Origin of the sequence: Pseudoalteromonas sp. CST2 (genome assembly GCF_028599385.1) — a bacterium.
Classification (GTDB): Bacteria; Pseudomonadota; Gammaproteobacteria; order Enterobacterales; family Alteromonadaceae; genus Pseudoalteromonas; species Pseudoalteromonas atlantica.
Genome location: NZ_JAQREO010000015.1, coordinates 75,814 through 98,313 on the forward strand (window position 1 = coordinate 75,814; position 22,500 = coordinate 98,313).

At 41.9% G+C, this 22,500-nt stretch carries 25 protein-coding genes; 10 read left to right on the forward strand and 15 right to left on the reverse strand.

Going from position 1 to position 22,500, the window contains the following annotated elements; all coding sequences use genetic code 11:
• Positions 1-25: 25 nt before the first annotated feature.
• The 4 genes from PSH41_RS16685 to lexA all read right to left on the reverse strand — a co-directional run bounded on the left by PSH41_RS16685 (position 26) and on the right by lexA (position 4,374).
• Positions 26-556 carry a cytochrome c oxidase assembly protein gene (locus PSH41_RS16685; RefSeq protein WP_004588216.1) on the reverse strand — a complete coding sequence of 177 codons (531 nt, stop codon included), beginning with the start codon at positions 554-556 and terminating at the stop codon, positions 26-28.
• Complete coding sequence (ctaD, locus tag PSH41_RS16690; protein ID WP_273589548.1) at positions 556-2,148, reverse strand: cytochrome c oxidase subunit I; 1,593 nt, start codon at positions 2,146-2,148, stop codon at positions 556-558. The genes PSH41_RS16685 and ctaD overlap by 1 nt, the downstream gene beginning before the upstream one ends.
• Positions 2,148-3,284, reverse strand: coding sequence for a cytochrome c oxidase subunit II (gene coxB, locus PSH41_RS16695; protein WP_273589549.1), 1,137 nt, complete (start codon positions 3,282-3,284; stop codon positions 2,148-2,150). Before coxB ends, ctaD begins: the two co-directional genes overlap by 1 nt.
• 472 nt (positions 3,285-3,756) lie before the next feature.
• Positions 3,757-4,374 (reverse strand): transcriptional repressor LexA, encoded by a 618-nt coding sequence (lexA, locus tag PSH41_RS16700; RefSeq protein WP_004588213.1) that lies wholly within the window; start codon positions 4,372-4,374, stop codon positions 3,757-3,759.
• Between the two features lie 177 nt (positions 4,375-4,551).
• Between lexA and PSH41_RS16705 the strand changes: the two genes are divergently transcribed.
• The gene (locus PSH41_RS16705; protein WP_004589367.1) at positions 4,552-4,992 is read left to right on the forward strand and encodes a PaaI family thioesterase; all 441 of its coding nucleotides are present in this window, start codon (positions 4,552-4,554) and stop codon (positions 4,990-4,992) included.
• Positions 4,993-5,002: 10 nt separating this feature from the next.
• Here the strand turns inward: PSH41_RS16705 and PSH41_RS16710 are convergent, their stop codons facing one another.
• Positions 5,003-5,383, reverse strand: a complete 381-nt coding sequence (locus PSH41_RS16710; RefSeq protein ID WP_273589550.1) for a hypothetical protein — start codon at positions 5,381-5,383, stop codon at positions 5,003-5,005.
• Positions 5,384-5,614: 231 nt separating this feature from the next.
• On the opposite strand from PSH41_RS16710, the gene PSH41_RS16715 reads away from it, so the two are divergent.
• Both PSH41_RS16715 and PSH41_RS16720 read left to right on the forward strand, forming a co-directional pair.
• Positions 5,615-5,866: a DUF7218 family protein gene (locus PSH41_RS16715; RefSeq protein ID WP_029773325.1), complete on the forward strand. Its 252-nt coding sequence runs from the start codon at positions 5,615-5,617 to the stop codon at positions 5,864-5,866.
• Positions 5,867-6,009: 143 nt separating this feature from the next.
• Positions 6,010-6,726 carry a hypothetical protein gene (locus PSH41_RS16720; protein ID WP_273589551.1) on the forward strand — a complete coding sequence of 239 codons (717 nt, stop codon included), beginning with the start codon at positions 6,010-6,012 and terminating at the stop codon, positions 6,724-6,726.
• Here the strand turns inward: PSH41_RS16720 and PSH41_RS16725 are convergent.
• On the reverse strand, positions 6,701-7,051 hold the full coding sequence (locus PSH41_RS16725; RefSeq protein ID WP_054983318.1) for a VOC family protein: 351 nt from the start codon (positions 7,049-7,051) through the stop codon (positions 6,701-6,703). The genes PSH41_RS16720 and PSH41_RS16725 overlap by 26 nt on opposite strands.
• Before the next feature lie 126 nt (positions 7,052-7,177).
• Between PSH41_RS16725 and PSH41_RS16730 the strand changes: the two genes are divergently transcribed.
• The 3 genes from PSH41_RS16730 (at position 7,178) to PSH41_RS16740 (ending at position 9,933) form a co-directional block, all read left to right on the forward strand.
• Complete coding sequence (locus PSH41_RS16730; protein WP_273589552.1) at positions 7,178-7,837, forward strand: endonuclease; 660 nt, start codon at positions 7,178-7,180, stop codon at positions 7,835-7,837.
• Between the two features lie 108 nt (positions 7,838-7,945).
• Complete coding sequence (locus PSH41_RS16735) at positions 7,946-9,565, forward strand: S41 family peptidase (protein WP_273589553.1); 1,620 nt, start codon at positions 7,946-7,948, stop codon at positions 9,563-9,565.
• Positions 9,565-9,933 (forward strand): hypothetical protein, encoded by a 369-nt coding sequence (locus PSH41_RS16740; RefSeq protein ID WP_004589374.1) that lies wholly within the window; start codon positions 9,565-9,567, stop codon positions 9,931-9,933. The genes PSH41_RS16735 and PSH41_RS16740 overlap by 1 nt, the downstream gene beginning before the upstream one ends.
• Before the next feature lie 60 nt (positions 9,934-9,993).
• Here PSH41_RS16740 and hmpA read toward each other — a convergent pair whose 3' ends face one another.
• From hmpA to PSH41_RS16755, 3 genes are read right to left on the reverse strand one after another with little or no spacing between them, the layout of a single operon-like run.
• Positions 9,994-11,175: an NO-inducible flavohemoprotein gene (hmpA, locus tag PSH41_RS16745; RefSeq protein ID WP_337939969.1), complete on the reverse strand. Its 1,182-nt coding sequence runs from the start codon at positions 11,173-11,175 to the stop codon at positions 9,994-9,996.
• A 20-nt stretch (positions 11,176-11,195) separates the two neighbouring features.
• On the reverse strand, positions 11,196-12,428 hold the full coding sequence (locus PSH41_RS16750; RefSeq protein ID WP_273589554.1) for an NnrS family protein: 1,233 nt from the start codon (positions 12,426-12,428) through the stop codon (positions 11,196-11,198).
• Positions 12,428-12,697 (reverse strand): hypothetical protein, encoded by a 270-nt coding sequence (locus tag PSH41_RS16755; protein ID WP_096740297.1) that lies wholly within the window; start codon positions 12,695-12,697, stop codon positions 12,428-12,430. The genes PSH41_RS16750 and PSH41_RS16755 overlap by 1 nt, the downstream gene beginning before the upstream one ends.
• A gap of 160 nt (positions 12,698-12,857) precedes the next feature.
• On the opposite strand from PSH41_RS16755, the gene norR reads away from it, so the two are divergent.
• Positions 12,858-14,414, forward strand: coding sequence for a nitric oxide reductase transcriptional regulator NorR (gene norR, locus PSH41_RS16760; RefSeq protein ID WP_273589555.1), 1,557 nt, complete (start codon positions 12,858-12,860; stop codon positions 14,412-14,414).
• Here norR and PSH41_RS16765 read toward each other — a convergent pair.
• Positions 14,407-15,306 carry a LysR family transcriptional regulator gene (locus PSH41_RS16765; protein ID WP_024033926.1) on the reverse strand — a complete coding sequence of 300 codons (900 nt, stop codon included), beginning with the start codon at positions 15,304-15,306 and terminating at the stop codon, positions 14,407-14,409. The genes norR and PSH41_RS16765 overlap by 8 nt on opposite strands.
• A 117-nt stretch (positions 15,307-15,423) precedes the next feature.
• On the opposite strand from PSH41_RS16765, the gene PSH41_RS16770 reads away from it, so the two are divergent.
• Positions 15,424-15,990: an NADPH-dependent FMN reductase gene (locus PSH41_RS16770; RefSeq protein ID WP_029773331.1), complete on the forward strand. Its 567-nt coding sequence runs from the start codon at positions 15,424-15,426 to the stop codon at positions 15,988-15,990.
• A 3-nt stretch (positions 15,991-15,993) separates the two neighbouring features.
• On the opposite strand, the gene PSH41_RS16775 is transcribed toward PSH41_RS16770, so the two are convergent.
• On the reverse strand, positions 15,994-16,437 hold the full coding sequence (locus tag PSH41_RS16775) for a tellurite resistance TerB family protein (protein ID WP_024033928.1): 444 nt from the start codon (positions 16,435-16,437) through the stop codon (positions 15,994-15,996).
• 98 nt (positions 16,438-16,535) lie between these two features.
• Here PSH41_RS16775 and PSH41_RS16780 point away from each other — a divergent pair, with 98 nt between their 5' ends.
• On the forward strand, positions 16,536-16,910 hold the full coding sequence (locus tag PSH41_RS16780; protein ID WP_004589382.1) for a hypothetical protein: 375 nt from the start codon (positions 16,536-16,538) through the stop codon (positions 16,908-16,910).
• Position 16,911: 1 nt separating this feature from the next.
• Here PSH41_RS16780 and PSH41_RS16785 read toward each other — a convergent pair whose 3' ends face one another.
• Complete coding sequence (locus PSH41_RS16785) at positions 16,912-17,505, reverse strand: hypothetical protein (protein WP_273589556.1); 594 nt, start codon at positions 17,503-17,505, stop codon at positions 16,912-16,914.
• Between the two features lie 43 nt (positions 17,506-17,548).
• Positions 17,549-18,535 carry a hypothetical protein gene (locus PSH41_RS16790; protein WP_029773334.1) on the reverse strand — a complete coding sequence of 329 codons (987 nt, stop codon included), beginning with the start codon at positions 18,533-18,535 and terminating at the stop codon, positions 17,549-17,551.
• 340 nt (positions 18,536-18,875) lie between these two features.
• Between PSH41_RS16790 and PSH41_RS16795 the strand changes: the two genes are divergently transcribed.
• Entirely contained in the window at positions 18,876-20,387 is a 1,512-nt protein-coding gene (locus tag PSH41_RS16795) for a DUF3360 family protein (protein WP_273589557.1), read from the forward strand.
• A gap of 83 nt (positions 20,388-20,470) precedes the next feature.
• On the opposite strand, the gene leuD is transcribed toward PSH41_RS16795, so the two are convergent.
• Together leuD and leuC are read right to left on the reverse strand one after the other, a co-directional pair.
• Positions 20,471-21,070, reverse strand: coding sequence for a 3-isopropylmalate dehydratase small subunit (gene leuD, locus PSH41_RS16800; RefSeq protein ID WP_004589386.1), 600 nt, complete (start codon positions 21,068-21,070; stop codon positions 20,471-20,473).
• Entirely contained in the window at positions 21,070-22,470 is a 1,401-nt protein-coding gene (gene leuC, locus PSH41_RS16805) for a 3-isopropylmalate dehydratase large subunit (RefSeq protein ID WP_024033932.1), read from the reverse strand. Before leuC ends, leuD begins: the two co-directional genes overlap by 1 nt.
• Between the last annotated feature and the right edge of the window lie 30 nt (positions 22,471-22,500).

The window sequence follows — 22,500 nt, forward strand, 5'->3', positions numbered from 1 at the left end:
CCTAGTTTTACACTAGACATGCAGGCTAGTTATTACTTGCTACTAGCTGCTCACTAATATCAAATACGGTGTACGATAAAGTTAGCTCTTCTACATCGCTCGGCAGTGCAGTATCAACATAAAACAGCAGCTTAAACTCAAGTTCTTCACCCGCTTTTAGGGGTTGTTGATCAAAGCAAAAGCACGCTATTTTATGTAAGTACTTGGCTGCCTTTCCGGGCGATACAGAAGGTACCGCTTGCATTACTTTATCAATATCACTGGTGTTTTTTGCGCTAAACATTACCTCACGCATGGCACCTGGTTTCACATCAACACTGTATTCTTTAGATTTAACAATAAACGGCGCACCACTTTGCGCATGGGTTGTAAAGCTCACACCTATTTCTCGGTTTTGTGCAACCTGTGTACTTTGTTTAGCTTGCTCAAGCGACGGCTTGCCATTAAGCCCAGTTATGTCGCAAAACACGTCATATAAGGGCACTAAGGCAAATGCAAAAGCAAACATACCTATACAAATAAGAATTAGGCGCTTTAATAGCGGTGCATGTGTCATTATTTAATTTCCGGCGGCGTAGAAAAAGTATGATACGGCGCAGGAGAGTCCACTTCCCACTCTAAGCCTTCAGCACCATCCCATACTTTTGCAGGGACTTTATCGCCCCCTCGGGCACATTTAATTACCACCGCCACAAAGAGTAACTGCGATAACCCAAAGGCAAACCCACCTATGCTTATGATTGCGTTAAAATCAGCAAACTGCAGGGCGTAATCGGGAATACGGCGCGGCATGCCTGCCAGCCCCACAAAATGCATAGGGAAAAACAATACATTTACGCTTACCAGCGACAACCAAAAGTGCCACTTAGCCAAGGCAATGTTGTACATGTTGCCCGTCCACTTAGGCAGCCAATAATAAGCCCCCGCCATAATCGAAAATATTGCCCCCGTAACTAACACGTAATGAAAGTGCGCCACCACAAAGTAAGTATCGTGATACTGAAAATCAGCAGGGGTTATAGCCAACATCAGCCCCGAAAAGCCCCCTAAAGTAAACAGCACAATAAAGGCAATACTAAATAGCATGGGCACTTCAAAACTTATTGACCCTCGCCACATAGTGGCTACCCAGTTAAATACTTTTACCCCTGTAGGCACCGATATCAGCATGGTCGCGTACATAAAAAATAGCTCGCCAGCAACGGGCATACCGGTCGTAAACATATGATGCGCCCACACAATAAAGCTCAGTAATGCAATAGAGGAGGTTGCGTAAACCATTGAGGCATAACCAAATAGTTTTTTACGTGAGAATGTAGGCACTATGGTCGAAATAATACCAAAGGCGGGTAAAATCATGATGTACACTTCGGGATGGCCAAAAAACCAAAATATGTGCTGAAACATCACCGGATCGCCGCCACCTGCCGCATCAAAAAAGCTGGTTCCAAAGTATTTATCGGTGAGCACCATAGTGACCGCTCCGGCCAGTACGGGCATAACAGCAATTAATAAAAATGCGGTTATTAGCCATGTCCAAACGAATAATGGTAGCTTCATCCATGTCATGCCTGGGGCACGTAAATTAACAATGGTCACAATAACGTTTATTGCGCCCATAATTGAGCTAATCCCCATAATGTGCACTGCAAACACAAACATTGCGGTGTTGTCGTTACTGTACGTTGTTGAAAGCGGCGCATAGAACGTCCAGCCAAATGCGGGGCCGCCTCCAGGCATTAATAACGATGCCAATAAAATTAAAAAAGCGAAGGGTAAAATCCAAAAGCTCCAGTTGTTCATTCTGGGCAGTGCCATATCTGGCGCGCCAATCATGAGCGGTACCATCCAGTTAGCAAGTCCCGTAAAGGCTGGCATTACAGCACCAAACACCATAATTAAACCGTGTACTGTGGTCATTTGGTTAAAAAAGTGTGGATCTACCAATTGTAATCCTGGCTGAAATAACTCAGCCCGAATAACCATGGCCATTGCACCGCCAATTAAAAACATAGTCAGCGAAAAAATTAAGTACAGGCTGCCAATATCTTTATGGTTTGTTGTGTATAACCAACGTTTAAAACCTTTGGCTGGGTGGTGGCCGTGGTGAGCGTCATTGGCGTTAGGTTGTTCTACTATGCTACTCATTAGTTCGCCTCCGCATCAAGTGCTGCCTGAATTTCACTAGGTTGGATGACATCACCCGTTTCATTACCCCACGCATTACGTTTATAGGTAATTACCGCTGCAAGTTGTTTAATTGAGAGCTGCTTTGCAAATGCTTGCATTGCAGTTCCTGGGCGGCCATGAATCACTACATCAATGTGATCTTTTATATCACCCAAAACAATGGGGCTGCCTTTTAGCGCAGGAAATACGCCCGGTAAGCCCATACCTGTGGGTTGATGACACGCAGCGCAACTTGCCATATACACTTGCTCACCAAGTGTCATTAGCTCTTTCTTAGGAATTGTTGTCTCAAGCAGTGCTGCATCAGCAAGTGCGGCTTTTTGCTTAGCTTGCTTAGCATCTGCAAGCCATGTGTTAAAGTCCTCTTGCGATTTAGCTTCAACCACCACGGGCATAAAACCATGATCTTTACCGCACAGCTCTGCACACTGTCCTCGGTAAATACCTTCTTCGTTAATGTTGGTCCACGTTTCGTTGATAAACCCCGGATTGGCATCTTTTTTAACGGCAAAATCGGGTACCCACCAAGAGTGAATAACATCATCAGAGGTCATTAAAAAACGCACCTTTTGATTAATTGGCAGTACTAAAGGTTTATCAACCTCAAGTAAGTAATTGGGGTTTTTATTAGCAAGGTTGGCTATTTCGTCTTGAGGGGTAGATAAAATAGAGTAAAACTCTACGTCTTCGCCCATATATTCATAATGCCACTTCCACTGTGACCCTGTAATTTTAATGGTTAAGTCGGCCTTACTGGCATCTTCCATCGCAATGAGGGTTTTAGTGGCAGGGATTGCCATGGCAATTAAAATAACAAACGGAATGGCGGTCCAAAGAATTTCTACTTTGGTACTTTCATGAAATTGGGCAGGAACTGCCCCTTTAGATTTACGGTGATGAATCAGTGCCCAAAACATTATTGCGAACACTATCACCCCAATCACACAACATATTAAAAATATGGTCATGTGTAGCTGATATACATTATTACTTATATCGGTTACGCCCTTGCGCATATTGTATTGGCTATTAGCCAGCACTTGCTGCGGGAACATAATCAACACAAGCCACAAGGTAGAGGTCAGTTTACCCATGTGACGGCTCCTTTGATGCTATTGCGAATGCAAAGCGAAGAGGCATACGGCTTAAACGCCAATTCGTTATTTTTATTTTTTAACCAATCTTATTTTTGATTGGTATCGCTAGGACAACAAAAGGTTTGTGTATATTGTGTGTTCTCATAACTAAAAAGCTGTGAGTTATTGTTAGTCCAGCACATTAATGATTAGCTAAAAAACGTACAACAAGCAAGTTTTAGTATAAAAAACAATCAAGTGATATTTTAAAATTGACTAAATGACGACGTATTAAATTGTTATTTAACAGCCAAGATACGAGCAAAATTAAGGGATGTAACACGCTTAGGAAGATAAAAGTATGAGTGAAAAAAAGTTTACAGTCTAAATAATTTTAGGGCGTTTTGAGATGGCGGAAGGTTTGTTTTTAAAACAAAAATGCACACTAAAAAGTGCGCATTTATAGATATTACTTAAAAATAGTTAAAAATTACATCCAATCGGCATTTCTTATTACGCCAACGGCTAACCCTTCAATATTAAACGACTCGTTTTCAAGGTCTACTTCAATTGGCGTAAACTCTTCGTTTTCGGCGTGTAATAATACTTTTCGGCCTGCTTTTTCTAGGCGTTTTACGGTAACGTCTTCATCTACTCGCGCAACCACAACTTGGCCGTTTTCAGCTGTTTGAGTACGGTGTACGGCAAGTAAGTCGCCATCCATAATACCTATATCTTTCATACTCATGCCGTTAACACGCAGTAAAAAGTCGGCGGCTGGTTTAAACATAAGTGGGTCTATTTTACAGTGACTCTCAACATGTTCTTGCGCCAAAATAGGCGAACCCGCTGCAACTCTACCTATTAATGGTAGCCCTAGTTGCTCAGGCTCCTCTTCTTCAACCAATTGAATACCACGGCTTGCGCCTGGTTTCATTTTAATAACACCTTTTTTGGCAAGCGCTTTTAAGTGCTCCTCTGCGGCATTGGCACTTTTAAAACCGAGTGTTTGCGCAATTTCGGCACGTGTAGGAGGCATACCAGTGTCTTTAATAAAAACTTTTATTAGTTCGAGTATTTGAGCTTGGCGTTTAGTTAATGGTCGCATACAACTGGTTTTCCATACAGTACATTTAACTGTGAGTATATACAGTTAAATAAAAATCGCAAATTTAAATTGTGCTTTAAAATAGCTAAATACACCGCACTTGGATAAATTTTAGGTAATTACAGACGTTCAGTATTTAAAATGCTATAAATTTGCTTTCAATATAAAGGAGTAATTATGAGTATTTGGCATCAACCCATCACATTAGAGCTTTGCAAACAGTTAGATGAGGGAATAAACGGCCAAGGCACGCTAATGAAAACCATGGGCATAGAAATAACCGAAATAGGAGATGATTACCTAGTGGCTACCATGCCTGCTATTCCTGAGCATCATAATCCTATTGGTATGGTACATGGTGGCGCAAATGTGGTACTTGCCGAAACCGTAGCAAGCTACGCCGCTAACTTTGTAGTGGACTTTACAAAATTTTATTGTGTTGGACAGGAAATTAGCGCCAGCCACTTAAAGGCCTCTCGAAATGGCACTTTAACCGCCGTTACTCGTGCATTTCATATTGGTAAGCGCAGTTCTGTATGGGAAATAAAAATAACCAATAGCCGCGGCGAGCTTTGCTGCGTATCAAAAATGACCGCAGCGGTTGTCGAGCGCAAATAATTAACTATGGCTACTTTTCGATAGGGTAAATCGTTATTTCCATACCAGCGCCAATGGCAGATATGCGTAGCAGTGTATCTGCATGTAGAGCTTGGTTAAAACACTTAGGTGACGTGCCCGACTCAAAGCCTATATCAAACGTTCTGCGCGAACAGCTTAGCCACTGCTTAAGCGCATTACGTGAACACGACTCTATTAATTCACATAAGTGGTGGATTGCTTTGTCTGGCGTGGTTATATCACCTGAGGCTTCAATACGCGCCAATTGACGATATTCGTCTTTGTCATAATGCAAAACCATCGCGTTTTTCTTTAAGTCTGCCACTAGGGCGCTAATATCTTGTTTAGACTCAAGCTCTAGATCTACATTTAAAAATTGAATTTCCGACATTGTCTGCTTTTTACCCTCTTATAGTTTCATCGCAAACTTTAACGCAGTTTTACTTTTATACCAAATCAACTAAGCGCTAAACATGGCTTTATTAATAGAAAATACCTGTTTAAACGCCATTGGCACCTAATTTGCCTTATAAAACGGGTTAGGCTAGTTACGCTTAATTTTACCGTTTATGTATGAAAGTTATACACACTCTGTGTAATTAAACGCTTCAGGAGGACAATTATGGTAGATCATGGCCCGCAAATTAAAAACGACGATCAGTACGATGCGCTGCGAGATGAAGGCATGAGCAAACAAAAAGCCGCGCGCATTGCTAATAGCAATACTCATAAAACCGCAGTTAAAGGCGGCAAAGCCTCAAAGTATGAGCAGCGCACTAAAAAGCAGCTGTACAATAAAGCTAAAGAGCTCGGCATTAGTGGCCGCTCAAAAATGAGCAAACAAGGGCTAATAAATGCCTTACGTGAGCATTAAACACAGCCTCACTGATTTTTTACCGCTCCTTTTTATTATTTTTATAAAGTTAGAGTAAGCTTATGAATAACTGCGACAAAATGCCGCAGTAAAAGCATGGGCTGCTGTAATACACTAACGCTAAAAATAATAAGAAGCACAAAATGAAAAAACAACTATTTAAGCGCGCTCGAAAACTACATAAGTGGCTAGGCTATTTACTTGCCTTACAAATTTTAGCTTGGCTTTTAGGCGGCTTAGTAATGAGCGCGATACCACTTGAATACGTACACGGTAAGCACCTTGCTAAGCGCATACTTTCAAACCCATTTACTCAAGCAGACTACCCCACATCACTCGATAATATTACTGCCCAAGTGCCTAACCCCACGCAAATAGTATTTGAGCACTTTTTAACGACCCCGCTTATTACTGTTATTAATACTGACGAGCAGCAGAGCTTTAATGGTTTAACGGGGCGCCCTTTTCAGGCACCCACTAAAATACAAATTACCGCTAATGCACAAGCGCATTTACTCATCGACGCTAAGCCAATTAACACAACGCTTTTAAAACAAGGCACTCGAGAGGTGGGATACAAAACAAATGTGTGGCAAGTACAATTTAACGACACCTTTAATACCACGCTGTATTTAAATGCAATTAACGGCAAAGTTATCACCGTTCGCAGCACACTATGGCGCATATTCGACTTTTTTTGGATGCTACACATAATGGATTACGACGAGCGAGAAGATTTTAACAACCCGCTTCTCATCAGTTTTGCAGCCACCAGCGTACTATTTTGTTTATGCGGTATTATTTTATTAATACAAAACGTTAGGCTAAAAAAACTTACACGTGTTGGTCAATCAAAATAGGGTTGCCGTCTGGGTCGGTAATAATAAAACTTTTATCACCCACAGGTTCAACCTGGATATGAGCGTTTTGAAAATATTCGCTAAGCGCATCAACATCCTTAAACTCTGTAACGGTTTGTGCGTTTTGATCCCAGCCAGGATTGAAGGTCAGCATGTTTTTATCAAACATACCCGAGAACAAGCCAATTAAATGCTCACCGTTTTTCATCACTAGCCAGTTTTGCTCTATCTCACCTGCAAACTCGCTAAAGCCCAACTTTTCGTAAAACGCTTTTGAGGCTCTAATATCTTTAACTGTTAAACTTATTGAAAAAGCACCTAGCATAGTCATCTCCTCGCTATTTTTTATATCAGTATAGAGTGTACTAAGCATTGCGGATTAAAATTTGTTCAGGCTTTATCTTTTAGCAGCAAAACTTTAGACTAGCGCCTCCTGTAGTTCACGTATGTGATGGATATGCTTAAATTTATTTTGGCCTTTGTGGCTTGTTGTATTTGTTTTTCTGCATCGAGTGAAGAATTTACCCGTTTTTCAACGGCTAAAAGGCACTTAATTAAAACCCTACCCGAAAACGCCAAAAGCCTTTACTGCGGCTGCGACATTAAAAAACAAGGTAAAAAGCTAATCCCCGACCCTAGCAACTGTGGTTATATTCCACGTAATACGTTAACTTCCTCTGGCAAAGTTAATGTACGTGCACTGCGTATAGAGTGGGAGCATATAGTGCCGGCGTGGGAATTTGGTCACCAGTTACAATGCTGGCAAAACGGTGGTCGTAAAAACTGTCGCAAGGTCAGTGTTAAATTTAGAAAAATGGAAGCCGATATAAACAATTTAGCCCCCGCAATTGGCGAAATTAACGCAGATCGCTCTAACTATCGCTTTGGTATGCTTAGCGAAAACGCTACCCAATATGGCCGCTGCCAAGTAAAGGTTAACTTTAAACAACGCGTTGTAGAGCCTCCTTTTTATGCCCGTAAGCGCATTGCCGACACCTACGCCTATATGCAAAAAACATACGGCTTAAAAATATCAGACAAACAACAAAAACTATTTGATGCCTGGCAAAAACAAGCATTTGCAGATAAAAGCAGCGCAAGTAAGCTGTAGCACACCTAAGTGTATACACTCATTTACATAATTTAGGGGCGAATACGTTGAATAAATGAGCGGGTGTTGTAGTATTTTAAACAACTTATTTACAAAAAGTAGTTTTGTATGTTTAAAAATAATAAAGCAACACTCGCTATTATTGCTGCACTTTCAAGCCTAACGCTTGTGGGCTGTGGCGGTGGTAGCAGCATGAATGAAACGCCCGACCCAGTCGTCACACCTCCTGCAAACACAGCCCCAACTTGGACGGCAGGTGTATTTGAGCCATCGGAGGAGTTAAAAAACTTTTGCGAAAACCCACGCACAGGTAACGATCCGTTTAATAATAATGAGCCTTACCCAGACCAAGCCGGTTCGGCCCTTTACGAAAAGCTTTGGCTTCGCTCGTGGAGCGACGAAACCTACCTTTGGTATGATGAAATAGCCGATAACGACCCTGAAAACTTTGCTACAGTGGCCGATTATTTTGCCCAACTAAAAACCGAAGAACTAACCGACTCTGGTGCTAAAAAAGATAATTTTCATTTTTCAGAGCCTTCTGAGGACTACTTTCAAGAAGCGCAATCAGGTGTAACCTCAGGCTATGGTATAAATTGGGCATTTATTGGCGACCCAGCTGATAGAATTTTACGTGTTGCCTACCTAGAAGACGACTCACCAGCAAGCCAAATTGGTTTTCAACGTGGCGATACTGTACTTGAAGTTGATGGCGTAAGCATTAATACCAGCACACAAGCAGGCGTAGATACCTTAAACGAAGGCTTATTTAGCCCCACTAATGGCGACTCGCACACCATCGTTGTGCGCAGTAACGATGGCACTGAAAAAACCTTTAACGTAACTGCCGGCAACATAGAGCAAACACCGGTTCAAAACGTAAAAACTATTACCACTGCAAATGGCACTAGCGTAGGGTACATGCAGTTTAATAGCCATATAGGTATTGCCCAAGAAGGCTTAATTGCTGCCGTTAATAAATTTAAAACCGATAACGTAGAAGAGCTTGTTATCGACTTTAGATATAACGGAGGCGGTTTATTAGCGCTTTCTTCGCAGCTGGCTTACATGGTGGCGGGCAGCGCCAACATTCAAAACCGTATTTATTACCAAACTCAGCAAAACGATAAACAACCGGTAGAGTCGCCTTTTCCGTTTATAGATGAAGAAATTGATTACTCAACTTTTTTTAGCACTGGCGAAAGCCTCCCCGATTTAAACCTATCTAAGGTGTATGTGCTTAGTACATCGGGTACGTGTTCAGCCTCAGAAGCCTTTATTAATGGCTTAAAAGGCATTGACGCCGAGGTAGTGCTCATTGGCGACACAACCTGCGGTAAACCATACGGTTTTACCCCAACACATAACTGTGGCACCACCTATTACACCATTCAATTTAGCGGTATTAACAGTAAAGGGTTTGGTGAATATGCAGCAGGCTTTACGCCAACGCCTACACCGCAGTTTGATGCTGATGTAAAAGGCTGTGTAGTCAGTGACGACTTTGATAATCAATTAGGCGATCCAAACGAGGGGATACTCTCTACTGCGCTTTATCATATTGATAATAACGGCACGTGCCCTGTTAGCACCGCCGCTGCGAGTATTAAAACGCAAGTACAAAGCGCTGCTGGCGATAGCAAGCAGCTATTACCTTTAAACGCACCTAATAACGTTAACCGTGGCAATATGGATTTAACCTGGCCTACGTTAAATAAGGATAAGTAATGGCTAAACTACTGGCAATATTAACCTTATTATTTATTGGAGGCTGTAACAGTATGAGTAATGCCACTGCTAAGCCTGCACTACTTACCGAGGTAAACCCAGGCGTTATAGCCACGCTCCAGCAAGCGATTATAAAAGCAAAGGGCGGCACACTAGTTACACTGGCCGACACCGTTTTTACTAAACGCAGCGAGCTATTATTAAGCCATGGAAATAGTAAAGACTCAAATGGTATGCCCATAATGGGCGCGCATAATATCAAGCCAGAAAAGTTTGTTTTACAAATAATCGGCAAGCAGTGCGTGCTTTATTATCCTAAAAAAGATATGTCTATTGAGCTTAAAAACGTAAGTTGTAAAGCACAATAAAATACTATTAAAAAGGCACACAGCATTAATACTGTGTGCCTTTATCGTTTTTCACTTGGTTTATAAGTCTTGATGCGGACCAAACACTTCGTAATGAATATGCTTGTTTTTAACACCTAGTGCCAGTAACTGGCTTTTCACAAACGCCATAAACCCAGCGGGGCCACATAAGTAAAAATTACCATTTGTAAGAGGTAACTGTGTTTTTATAGCAGTTAAGTCCATTAACCCTGTAAAATCAGCCCCTTCACTACTTTGATTAAACCACGTAATAGTTTGCAAGCTGTTATAAGCCGTACTTAATTCATTTAAATAGTGTGCAAACGAGTGCTGCTGCGCATTTTCGCACGCATGTAAATACATAATATTTTGCTTAGGGTTATCGCTTAATAGCGTTTCGAGCATCGCAAGCATTGGGGTTTGCCCTACCCCTGCTGAAATAAGTACCGCTGGGTTTTTACTATTTCGTAAAAAGAAATCACCTGCAGGCGGGTATAGTTCAACTACGTCGCCTTGAGCTAGTGAGTGTAAATAATTAGACACCATGCCAGGTTTTGGCTGTAGCTCTTTTTTAACGCTAATACGGTAGTTTTTGCCATTGGCTTTTTGTGAAATAGAATACTGGCGAATTTCTTCATATTCAGCGCCCTCTGGTTTAACTTTAATCCCTAAATACTGGCCTGGTTTATGGGTAATCACCGCTTTGCCATCTATAGGCGTTAGTGTAAAACTTGTTACGAGTGCTGATTCAACTTGCTTGTTGGTTATTTCAAATTGGCGCGTGCCCGCCCAACCACCGTGTTTATTTTTACTGTGCTCATATAAAGCCGCTTCTTCGGTAATACAAATATCAGCAAGCAGTGCGTAAGCTTCACGCCAAGCGTATTCTACATCCGGCGTAAACTGCTCTGGTATTAGCTCTTTTAAGGTGCCAATTAAGTGAGCACCAACAATGGGGTAGTGCTCTGGTAAAATATTTAAACTGGTGTGTTTATGGTTAATGCGCGCTAATGCCTCTTTTAACACCGCTAAGTTATCAATGTTTTGGGCGTATGCCGCTAAGGCGTTAAACAAAGCAAATTGCTGGCGCCCGGTGTTTTGGTTGGTCATATTAAAAATATTTTTAAGCTCTGGGTTATGGCTAAATAGTCGCTTATAAAAATGATCGGTCACAACCGTGCCAGCCTGTGCTAATAACGGAACAGTGCTTTTAACAATCTCAATGGTTTTATCAGATAACATAATGTAGTCCTGTAGGTAAACTAACCACGGCGCCCATCAACACGACGGCGCGTTAATATAGGTGTGCAGTAAATTAAAAATAACAAAAAAGCCACTAGCCACAGCAAGGCACTGATCTGCCAAGCAAAGTGTGGCGCAATAATTAAGGGGAGTATGGAGCGAGTAATAGCTGCCACCAGCACAAGCGCAAAAGCAACAGATATATATTTAGGTGTATTAAGCGTACGCCCTGTATGCCCAAGTGATACACGGGTCATCATGGCTAAAATCATCATCCCTATTGTGCCAATAGTGATAAGGTGGAGCGCATCTTTAAAATGTATTTCGCTAATGTAAAAGCTCAGTGCAATCATCATTAAGCCAACACCTAAAGCAAAATAAGAAAAATGCAAAGACCATAATAAAGGCACTTTTAGCACGTTTGCATGCCACCAAAGTTTTGCTCGAATTAAGTGAAGCACAGCCACTATTGCAACAATGAATGCAGGGCTAATTGAGCTTAAAAATAATTTACTGATAAAAAATAAAGTAATTGCCAATATTGATAAATACAGCAGTGCTTTATCAATATTAGGAGTGCGTACTTGCTCGCTAAGCGCTAAGCCTTTAGCTGTAAAAAAAGGAATAACCCGCCCTGCTACAATGCCGACCAGTAAGCTGACAACCAGTACCGCAGTGTCAACCACAGCTAATGCAAGCTGCATGTTGTTATTTAAAACAAGTAGTAAATAAAGAGTATTAAGGGCGCACAACACGCTTAAAATAACTAAAAACGGGTAATTATTTTTACTGCGTGCTGTTAATAGCATATTAGCCAGTGCCGTAATTGCCCCAAGCCACCATGCTAGCTGTAGCAAAGTAACAAGCCATAAATTAGCATTAGCAAAATCAGCCAGCTTTATAAAAAATGCTAAACGAGCACTTATCCATACAAAAGTAAGTAGCATAAGTGCTTTGCCACTTATACTTTCAACGCCCGTCCAAGTTTGTGCCGCCGTAAGTAAAAAACCGACTGCTACCACTCCTGCAAAGCCAAATAGCATTTCGTGCGCGTGCCAAAGTGTGGCTGGCATGGTTAAGTGCCAACTAGCATAGCCCGTTAAAATAAGTAGCCAATACCCTATCGATAAAAATGCCAGCAAACCGCCTGCTAAAAAGTAGGGTCTAAATGCAAGCATCCATAACGGCCATTTTGTTACGTGATGAATAGCCACGCGTGCAGGCATTGGCTCTGTTAAATTTAGTGGGCGCATTAGCGTACTTCCTGCCCTAAACCATGTTGAGCAACACAACGCAGCACATAACTAACTTTTAAAATAGCTGCCACTACAATCGTACTAATATGCGCTGATATTTGTACCTGCATCGAAAAGTGCTCTGCGTACGGGTAACTAATTAAAATGCTCACAACCATACAAATAGCGCTAAGCCCTAATACTGTATTAGCAGTAAATAATAGCGTTCTAAAAAATACGCCTAACTCAACCTGGTTGTTTACATTATTTAGTGTAAGTGTGTTCATAACTACCTCAGTAACCATTAACGTTACTTAGCTATTACACATAGTGTGCCAATAAAATAAAATATTAATATTCAGCAAGTTAAATATAAAAACTTTACAAATTGAGTCTTTATGACACACTCTAATTTAAATCATAAAAACACGAATAGGTCATTTTGACATGAATCAGCAATTCAACCTTACCCAAGTGGCTTTAGAGCTTGCCCAAAGCACGCTGCACGAGCACAGCTTTGATCAATTATTGGCAACGGTTGAACGTGTAATACCTAGTGATGCCAGTGCATTACTTGTTGTGCAGGGCGAGCAACTCAAGCCCTTAGCCATCAAAGGTCTGATGCCCGACAGCCTTGGTAGGCGCTTTAAAATAGCAGAGCACCCACGATTAGCGGCCATTTGTAGTGCAAGCCACGCATTACAGTTTGCACACGACTGCCCCCTGCCCGACCCGTACGACGGCCTACTGCTGGCCAAAACGGGCGATATTCCTGTGCATGCTTGCTTAGGCTTACCCCTTTACGATAAAAGCACTTTGCTAGGCGTGCTTACATTCGACAGCTTAAACGCAAATGCCTTTAGCAGTATTAGTGCAGATACACTCAGCACCTTACAAACACTGTGCAGTGCGCATTTTAAAACAGCCCTAGAGCTTGCCCATTACAAACACCATGCTCAGCATTCAAACGCCCTTGTACAAGCGCTAACGCGTGATGCACTTACTCGCGATGGCGGCGAAATTATTGGCCAAAGCCCTGTAATGCAAACGCTAAAAAATGAAATAAAACTCGTTGCAGCCTCTAATTTTAGTGTATTGGTGTTAGGAGAAACGGGCGTAGGGAAAGAGCTAGTAGCGCGTAATATTCACTTAAATTCTGCCCGAAAAGATCAACCGCTGATTCACTTAAATTGTGCCTCACTCCCCGAAAACCTTGCAGAGAGTGAGTTTTTTGGCCACGCCAAAGGCTCATTTACTGGCGCACAAAATGCCCGCCAAGGTAAGTTTCAGTTAGCTGATGGTGGCACGTTATTTTTAGACGAAATTGGCGAGCTACCATTGGCTATGCAAAGCAAACTATTACGGGTGTTGCAAAGTGGTGAAATACAAACAGTAGGAGAAGACACGCCAAAATATGTGGATGTAAGGGTAATAGCAGCCACTAATCGTAATTTAAAACATGAGGTAGCGCAAGGCCGCTTTAGAGCCGATTTATATCACCGGCTAAGTGTTTACCCTATTACCGTGCCGCCACTTAATAAACGCGAGCACGACATAACTTTATTGGCTGGTTATTTTATTGAACAAACTGCCCGTAAATTAGGTATTAAACAATTAAAGCTAAGCACTGAAGCGCAAGTATTGCTCAACCAATACAGTTGGCCTGGTAATGTACGCGAGCTTGAACATGTTATTAGCCGCAGCGCATTAAAGGCTAAACATAGCCAGTGGCAAAACCCAATAATAACAATTACTAGCGAGCACTGCGATTTAGCCCAACAACCAAACAACAACGCGCACGTTAGCACGCCAATTACCGCCCACATTGCTCATCATCAGCCCTTAAAACAGGCCGTTGAATCTTTGCAATTTACGGTTATTACCGAGCAATTAAAACAGCATAATTATAATTGGGCAGCTACTGCACGAACCCTTGAACTCGACAGAGCCAACCTAGTTAGGCTTGCCAAACGCCTAGGCATTAAAGTTAAAAAAACTATTTAACGTGTGGCATGTTACTAAAGTAGGTTTTTAATAAGCCAGCAAAAGCTTGTACTTTCGCGGTGCGGTGTACTAAATGGTGAGTAACCAACCAAGAGTCAAACTCCCAATGTAATTTGTCGTGCAATATAGGCACTACGTCGGGGTTATTTTCTATCGCGCTTTGGTGCAACCCCCCTATGCCTAAGCCTTTAATAACCGCGCGCGCCGCTTCTGAGGTTTCTGATACTCTTAATTTAATTTGCGACTGAGGAATAAACTCATCAACCCAGCTAAAGTACGGTACACGCGCATTAAATCCCGCAATACCAGATATAAAATTATGCTGCTTTAAGTCATCTAAGGTTTTTGGCATGCCGTGTTTAGCAATATAACGTTTGTGAGCATAGAGGCCGGCCGATAGCTTAGCTAAGTGCTGCGCTATATAGTCGCCTTCATCAGGTTTGGGGCCTACACGTATTGCTATATGAGCTTGTCCGTGGTCAAGCCTTAGGCGCTTTTGCTCTAAAATCACTTCTAGCTGCACTTGCGGGTGCAATGTTTGAAACTGCTCACACACGTTGCTTAGCATATCCATAAAACCACTTACGGTAGTCAGTAACAAGCTCCCTCTGAGCTCACTATCGGCTGCGGCAATGGCATTATGTAAACCTTCGAGTGAGTTATCTATTGCTTGTGCGGTTTCAAATAATTTTGCCCCGCTTTCGGTTACTTTATATCCGCGCGCATGGCGATGAAATAACCGTACATTTAAGTTTTTCTCTAAGTTATTTATGCGCCTCAACACTGTGCTATGGTGCACACTCAATGCCTCTGCTGCGGCGGTCAAAGTACCTAGCCTTGCCACTTCAAAGGCAACTTTTACGTCTTGCCAGTCGTCAAATTTTATTGCCACGCTACCCGCCTTCTACTTATGTGCATATACGCACATAAGTGTTGCGTTTATTCGGGTTTTCTACAAGCAAAAATTTGCTACATTAGTGTCATACCCAACCAATAAAAGGTCTAAATTATGTCAGCACCAAAAATTATCGCGCTCGCGGGTAGTCTGCGTAAAGATAGCTTTAACCAAAAACTCATTAACGAAGCAGCTCGTTTTGCTCTGCAAACCGGTGCTGAAGTGGAAGTAATTACACTCGCCGAGTTAAATTTGCCATTATTTAGCGAAGACATTGAAGCGCAAGGCACACCCACCGATGCACAACTATTGAAAGATAAACTGCGTAATGCTGATGGTATTTTACTAGCAAGCCCTGAATACAATGGCTCTATTACTGCTGCACTTAAAAATGCAATTGATTGGGCATCGCGAACTGAGCAAGGCGCAGTACCCGCATTTCGCAACAAAGTAGTGGCGTTATTTGCTACATCACCGGGTGGTTTAGGTGGTTTGCGCGGCCTAAACCATGTACGCGATATTTTAAGCGGGATTGGCTCGTTAGTACTTGCCGATCAGCTCGCTATCCCATCAGCATTTACTGTATTTGACGAAGATGGAAAAATTAGCGACCCAACCACAGCAGAAAAAGTTAGCGTATTAACGCAGCAGCTCGTTTCTGTTGCTAGTAAATTAAGCTAATTTTTACGATTGTGTCGCTGCTAATTTAGCAGCGATAAAATCGGTGTGCGCTACATATAAAAGCCCAGCCACTTTGCGTATTACATACTCTTCTTGAGGATCTATCTCTCCATCGGCATACGCCAATCGCCATAATAGCTCAATTATTTCAATGCGCTGCGCCGCACTGCAGTGATCGTTAATCTGCTTAGAAAATTGAAAGTAATCAATAGCCCCATCTAAGCTACCAGCGGCATTGTTGGTGAGCTCATCAACTTCCGATTCTGTTAAATTAAAGTATTTTTTTAAGGTTACAGTCAGGGTGTGTTGTTCATTATGGTCGAGCTTAGAATCAGCACGCATTACTTCAATAAGCAGCGCAGCAACCGCTGTTTTTAGATCATGCTGCTCTATGCTTGGCTGTTGCTCGTCAAAAGCGGCAAACAGTTGTTTTATTTGTTTGAACATCACATATTCTCTTTTTGGGTGTTAGACTTAACTTAAATACATCGCACTTAATGCTTTATTAATGGGTATTAAGTTCGCAAATTAAAGGATACATTTTTATGAAAGGCTTATACACACCGCATTTAGTTGTTGGCGCTGCATTGCTAGCCTTTTCTGGTATAGGGAGCGCCTTTGCAGAAGTGGGCGAAAAAGAAAAGTCATACGACTTTGATAACAAAGTACATTACTACCAAACCAAAATTGGTGAAGACAACTATAAAATAGAAATACAATCAGACGACTACAAACACTTTGCTAATCAAAGTATGTTTTTACTGCGCCACGCAGACAGATTATGTCGCGGCAGAACCTTTATGTTAAAAGTGCTTGAAGGCGTGCAAGAGTACGAACGTTTTCCTACTAAACCACGCGCTTATCAACCACCATTAAACGTTTTACTACAATGTGACGCACCCGAGAAAAAAGAAAAATAGTTTATTTTTCGTAGCCCCACGGCGCTGCTGGTGGAGTAATTGGTTTAGTTAAATCAAAGTCCACCTTAAACTCGCGCCCTTGGCGAATTAACCGATACGTAAAAACCTCAGGATAAATATACATTTGCCATGTATTACCTGCCGACTGCGCTATCCCTTGTGCTACAAATAACTCTTTAGAATATTGGTCGGCCGGGAAAGACTGCATTTGTGCAAAACCCGCATCAAGGGTATGACCGCCATACATAGTTGAAACATCGTCGCTGCCATCTTCATGGCGATGATCGTGCTTTAAGCTCAAACCACTGCCCGTTTTAGTAATGATCCATGTACGCGATGCATCATCTCCCACATGAAATGGTACTTGCAGCTCGCTATCAGTACATTTACGAACATGCATGATTAGTTTTTTATTCTCAAATGAGCTTGGGCCTTTTGAGTTATCTACGCTTACTTTGCCCTCAAACGCTTTACCACAATGCGCAGCTATATTATTAAAAAATGCATCGTGTGTTGGTATAGATACCAAAGGCGCAGGGCGCGCAATAGCCGCTGATGAGGCAAGTAATAACGTTGCTGCCGTAAATAATTTCATAAAGTACTCTTATAATAGTTTTTTCATACCATAGCGGTTTAAGTTAATAATGGGAAATAGCTGCGACAAGTGGCTTTTCTGCTCTGTTTTTCATTAATGTTAAAAGTGAATAATGGAAGTCTTGAAAAATCACCTCACCCCATATTCGCGAATAAACACCAAAATTTGTATTATCTTGCACAGTCGTTTTTAAAGTTAAAATAGTATTGCCGCTTTTATCTTCACTTAACGCATACCCACCATAAAGAGGTGAAAAGTATTCGCCGCCTAGTTTTACGTGTTTATCGAGTGCATCATCGGGAATAGCATCAGGGTCTATCTCAAATCTATAAAGCATCTGTTTATTTGGCTGCCAATCCGTAATCACTTCTTTAAATGCAACTCCTTTTTGCCATTTACTGGTTCTAACAGCCCCAACCCCCGTAGCATTCATATTTGCCTCTAAAGGTTTAGGTACACCTATTAATTGGGTAAGCGAAAATGGCAATTCTTGTGGCTCTATGGTGCTTACATTAGCAAGCTGCTGCCATACACGATTTATAGGCGCTTCAATAACTATAGAGTTGGTGACTTCGTACGTTTTTGATAAGTGTAAATAATTTACCTCAATCGGTGAGAGCAATACAGGAAGCAAAGCTATTGAAAGTAAAGGCCTGTTAGCGTTTTTTGTTTGACGGTTTTTAATAAAGCCTGCCAGTAAACCACCCATACTTGCAAAGAGCATAAAGGCAGGCAGAGCCATTGCCACACAAATACTGCCTTCAAGCAGTGTAATAACGCTTACAAGTAAAAAAACAAAAATTGGCTGCCAAGCAATTGTCACCATTTGCCTTTTAGTTAATGTATTTGAGCTTTTAAATTCAAAATGAATACGAATATAGCCAATTGCAACGGGCACTAAAAACATAAATGAAATAGATACAAGGCTACTTAAATTATAAGTATCAAGCAGCTCTACAAACAGCCGCATAAATATGCCGTAAAGCGTACCAAGTAGAATACCAATTGATTTAGGGGATTGAATTTGCATTGTATTTCTTATTATTTGAGTAACCATTGAACCTAGCAGATGTGCTATTTCAGTTCAATTAAAATACATAAACCACTACTTAGACTAAAGGATAACAGCCTTGTTTTTACAATGTTTCACCAAATTAGAACACATAAAAAACAAATCAACACACTGATTTTAAACAAAATATACTTTACATTTAAGAATAAAAACACAATGATTTAGCATAAAATAAAGCCATACACGACCTTTTGCCTATACATTCCTGAGTAAAAGCTGATCTACTCTGCTCCTTCACTATTCATTTGCTTTAACAAAAGCCGTATTAATAAATAAGCAACGAGTAACAGGAGGGACTATGTCAGTAACCCCAAAGGGTAACGAGCCAGAAAAAACAAGCGCACCGCACGTAGGTGATGCCAACAGCTATCAAAATAAGCATAAAGCTAGTTCAGAGTTTAATACCCGCGACGAATACCTAGAGCACGAGCTGCAAATTATGCAGCCCAAGCGCTGGCGGCCTAATTTACCATTTAGAGACTACCGCTTTGAATTTGAAGACACGATTCCTGCCATGGCGGGTACCATTGGTAAAGTCGTTATGGTGGGTGCTATTGCCGCTACTTTTGCTGCGCCACTAGGTTTAAGCGATGCGTTTGTGTTAGAAAACGTACGCTATGAATTACTGATTGTTTCTATTTTTATTATTTTGTTTTCGGGCTTTATTTTACCCACCGCTAACTTAGCGGGTACTCATGGGCCACTTATTCCTCTTATTCCTATTGTGGTTGCCGCTGGCGGCCACCCTATGGCGTTTGGCTTACTGATTGGTGCCTTTGGCTTTATTTTAGCCATAACCAAAGGAGGGAGCTTGCTGGCACGCTTAACGAGTAAAGGCGTGTGCGGGGGCTTACTTATATATTTAGGCTTTATTGGCACAATTTCGCAGGTTAAAAAGCTGTTTGCATGGGCTGAGGCCATTGATATGGCGCACATTGCATTTATTGTTATTTTGGCGACCATTTTATTGTATGCGTTACTTGAGCACTTTAAAAAGCGCTGGTTAGCTGTGCCGCTTAGCTGCCTTATTGGCGGTGTGGTTGCATTTGCACTCGGTGCGCCGTTTGAATTTAATACCGCGCCGGGCTTACCAAATATGAACCCAGCTTATTGGTGGGGCGAAAACACAGGCTGGATGCTTGGCTTACCTACGCTTGAAAGCTTTGTGGTTGTGCTGCCGTTTGCGGTATTGGCTGTGGCTATGTGGTCACCGGATTTTTTAGGGCATCAAGTATTTCAAAAAATTAGTTACCCGCAACGCACTGAAAAAGTTCAAATGAACATAGACGACACCATGCTAAGCGCATCGGTTAGACAAACCTTTGGCTCGCTAGCCGGTGGTGCTAACTTTACCTCATCGTGGGGGACTTACATTGTCCCTGCCGCTATTGCTAAACGCCCTATTCCAGCAGGCGCCATTTTAACAGCCGTATTTTGTATTATTGCGGGTTTATGGGGCTACCCGATGGATTTAGCCATTTGGCAACCTGTGCTGTGTGTTGCGCTTATTGTAGGTGTGTTTATTCCGCTGCTTGAGGCGGGTATGGAAATGACACGCGAAGGTAAAACAACGCAATCGGCCGCTATTGTTGTATTTGCGTCAAGCTTGGTTAACCCTGCTTTTGGTTGGTCTCTAACTATGCTGCTTGATAACTTAGGCTTAATTGGCTGTAAAGAGCGCAGTGCTAATTTAACTAAAATGAGCCGTTGGGTTATTCCGCTAATTATGTTTGTTATTTTAACTACCGTTATGGCTATTGTTGGTATGCTGCCAGGCATACCTGCGCTAATGGCAGATTTTAGACATTAATAATTAGAAAACTTAAACATAAAAAAAGCGCGGCTTATATACTCAGCCGCGCTTTGTTTTCATATGTAATTAATTGCTTTTCGTTACTGCCAAGGGCGCTCAGCAGCAAGTTGTTTTTCAAACGCATCAATTTGTGGATTTAGCGTTTCGGTCACACCAATAAAATCTAAGCCACTTAATAAACGCTCTTTTACGTCTTTACGAATATCAAAACTAATTGGCGCAAACTTATCGCTTGTTAGTGTTTGATTTTCAAGATCGATTTGAATGTTTATATCGTCGTGTTGCTCACTAAGTACAAACAATTGCTCAAGCGTATCAGCTGGTAGCGCAATGGCTAGCATTTGGTTGTTGCCACAGTTATTAAAGAAAATATCAGCAAAGCTTTCCGCTAAAATTACTTCAAAACCATATTGCTTAAGCGCCCACGGTGCATGCTCGCGTGATGAGCCACAACCAAAGTTGTCGCGCGTTAATAATATTTGCGCGCCTTGGTAGCATGGGCGGTTTAAAATAAAATCAGGATTTGGTTCGCCGTTTTCTAGGTAACGCCAATCGTAAAACAATGCTGCATCAAAACCATCACGGCTGGTTGATGTTAAAAACTGCTTTGGAATAATTTGGTCTGTATCTACATTGTTTTTATCAAGTGGGGCCATTAAGCCACTAAAAAATACGCTCATTAGGCTTCTCCTCTTATATCAACAAAGTGACCATGTATTGCAGCAGCCGCTGCCATTGCTGGGCTCACTAAGTGCGTACGCCCGCCACGGCCTTGGCGGCCTTCAAAGTTACGGTTAGACGTAGATGCACAGCGTTTGCCCGCTTCTAAGCGGTCATCGTTCATTGCTAAACACATTGAACAGCCCGGCTCGCGCCACTCAAAACCTGCCGCTTTAAAAATATCGGCTAAGCCTTCGTCTTCGGCTTGCTTTTTAACAAGGCCGGAGCCTGGTACGATAAGTGCCTCAATGCCAGCTACAACCTGCTTACCTTCAACAATTTTTGCCGCTGCACGTAAATCTTCAATACGGCTATTTGTACATGAGCCAATAAAGACCGTATCTACTTTTGCGCTTGATAATTTATCGCCGGCTTTTAAGTCCATGTATCTAAGTGCGCTGCGTATAGCATCGGCTTTAATTAAATCTGGTTCTTGGTCAGGATCTGGTATGCACTCATCAACGCCAATTACTTGCTCTGGGCTTGTACCCCACGTAATTTGCGGCTGAATGTCGTCAGCTTCAAGCTCAACACTCAAGTCAAACTCAGCGCCTTCATCTGATTTTAAGGTTTCCCAGTATTCAACTGCGGCGTCAAAGTCAGCGCCTTTAGGTGCAAATGGGCGACCTTTTAAGTAATCATACGTGATTTGATCTGGTGCTATTAAACCTGCTTTTGCACCCATTTCAATACTCATGTTACATAACGTCATACGGGCTTCCATTGAAAGTGCTTCAATGCCTTCACCACAAAATTCAGCAACATAACCTGTACCGCCAGCTGTGCCTAACTTACCAATAACCGCCATAATTAAATCTTTAGAGGTTACAGTTGGGCGAAGCACACCGTTAATTTGAATTTTTAACGATTTTGCCTTTTTTTGCTGTAGCGTTTGCGTTGCTAATACATGCTCAACCTCAGAAGTACCAATACCGTGCGCTAATGCGCCAAACGCGCCATGCGTAGAGGTATGGCTATCACCACATACAATGGTAGTGCCAGGCAAGGTAATACCTTGTTCTGGCCCCATTACATGCACTATGCCTTGGTTAATTGAGTTTAAATCGTAAAGTACAATGCCAAACTCTTTACAGTTAGCATCAAGTGCCATTAACTGGTTTTTAGAGACTTCGCTTGCGGCATCAAGTGATCGGCTTTTAGTCGATACGTTATGATCCATTGTTGCAAAGGTTTTTTCTGGGCAACGTACCGTACGGTTTTTTTCACGTAGACCTGCAAAAGCCTGTGGTGATGTCACCTCGTGTACTAAATGACGGTCAATATAAAGTAAATCAGTTTGCTCGTTTATGCTGGCAACGGTATGTGCTTGCCAAATTTTGTCGTATAACGTTTGGGCCACTTGCTAATTCCCTACTTTGTTAAGTCGCAG

Coding starts and splice junctions, on each gene's coding strand:
- leuD (WP_004589386.1), bottom strand. CDS start 21,070: ATGAGCGTATTTTTTAGTGGCTTAATGGCCCCACTTGATAAAAACAAT.
- PSH41_RS16725 (WP_054983318.1), bottom strand. CDS start 7,051: ATGCTAGGTGCTTTTTCAATAAGTTTAACAGTTAAAGATATTAGAGCC.
- PSH41_RS16755 (WP_096740297.1), bottom strand. CDS start 12,697: ATGAACACACTTACACTAAATAATGTAAACAACCAGGTTGAGTTAGGC.
- coxB (WP_273589549.1), bottom strand. CDS start 3,284: ATGGGTAAACTGACCTCTACCTTGTGGCTTGTGTTGATTATGTTCCCG.
- PSH41_RS16735 (WP_273589553.1), top strand. CDS start 7,946: ATGTTTAAAAATAATAAAGCAACACTCGCTATTATTGCTGCACTTTCA.
- hmpA (WP_337939969.1), bottom strand. CDS start 11,175: ATGTTATCTGATAAAACCATTGAGATTGTTAAAAGCACTGTTCCGTTA.
- PSH41_RS16785 (WP_273589556.1), bottom strand. CDS start 17,505: ATGAAATTATTTACGGCAGCAACGTTATTACTTGCCTCATCAGCGGCT.
- ctaD (WP_273589548.1), bottom strand. CDS start 2,148: ATGAGTAGCATAGTAGAACAACCTAACGCCAATGACGCTCACCACGGC.
- PSH41_RS16750 (WP_273589554.1), bottom strand. CDS start 12,428: ATGCGCCCACTAAATTTAACAGAGCCAATGCCTGCACGCGTGGCTATT.
- PSH41_RS16730 (WP_273589552.1), top strand. CDS start 7,178: ATGGATATGCTTAAATTTATTTTGGCCTTTGTGGCTTGTTGTATTTGT.
- PSH41_RS16795 (WP_273589557.1), top strand. CDS start 18,876: ATGTCAGTAACCCCAAAGGGTAACGAGCCAGAAAAAACAAGCGCACCG.
- PSH41_RS16710 (WP_273589550.1), bottom strand. CDS start 5,383: ATGTCGGAAATTCAATTTTTAAATGTAGATCTAGAGCTTGAGTCTAAA.
- PSH41_RS16770 (WP_029773331.1), top strand. CDS start 15,424: ATGTCAGCACCAAAAATTATCGCGCTCGCGGGTAGTCTGCGTAAAGAT.
- PSH41_RS16715 (WP_029773325.1), top strand. CDS start 5,615: ATGGTAGATCATGGCCCGCAAATTAAAAACGACGATCAGTACGATGCG.
- PSH41_RS16720 (WP_273589551.1), top strand. CDS start 6,010: ATGAAAAAACAACTATTTAAGCGCGCTCGAAAACTACATAAGTGGCTA.
- PSH41_RS16775 (WP_024033928.1), bottom strand. CDS start 16,437: ATGTTCAAACAAATAAAACAACTGTTTGCCGCTTTTGACGAGCAACAG.
- PSH41_RS16685 (WP_004588216.1), bottom strand. CDS start 556: ATGACACATGCACCGCTATTAAAGCGCCTAATTCTTATTTGTATAGGT.
- lexA (WP_004588213.1), bottom strand. CDS start 4,374: ATGCGACCATTAACTAAACGCCAAGCTCAAATACTCGAACTAATAAAA.
- PSH41_RS16740 (WP_004589374.1), top strand. CDS start 9,565: ATGGCTAAACTACTGGCAATATTAACCTTATTATTTATTGGAGGCTGT.
- PSH41_RS16780 (WP_004589382.1), top strand. CDS start 16,536: ATGAAAGGCTTATACACACCGCATTTAGTTGTTGGCGCTGCATTGCTA.
- norR (WP_273589555.1), top strand. CDS start 12,858: ATGAATCAGCAATTCAACCTTACCCAAGTGGCTTTAGAGCTTGCCCAA.
- PSH41_RS16705 (WP_004589367.1), top strand. CDS start 4,552: ATGAGTATTTGGCATCAACCCATCACATTAGAGCTTTGCAAACAGTTA.
- PSH41_RS16790 (WP_029773334.1), bottom strand. CDS start 18,535: ATGCAAATTCAATCCCCTAAATCAATTGGTATTCTACTTGGTACGCTT.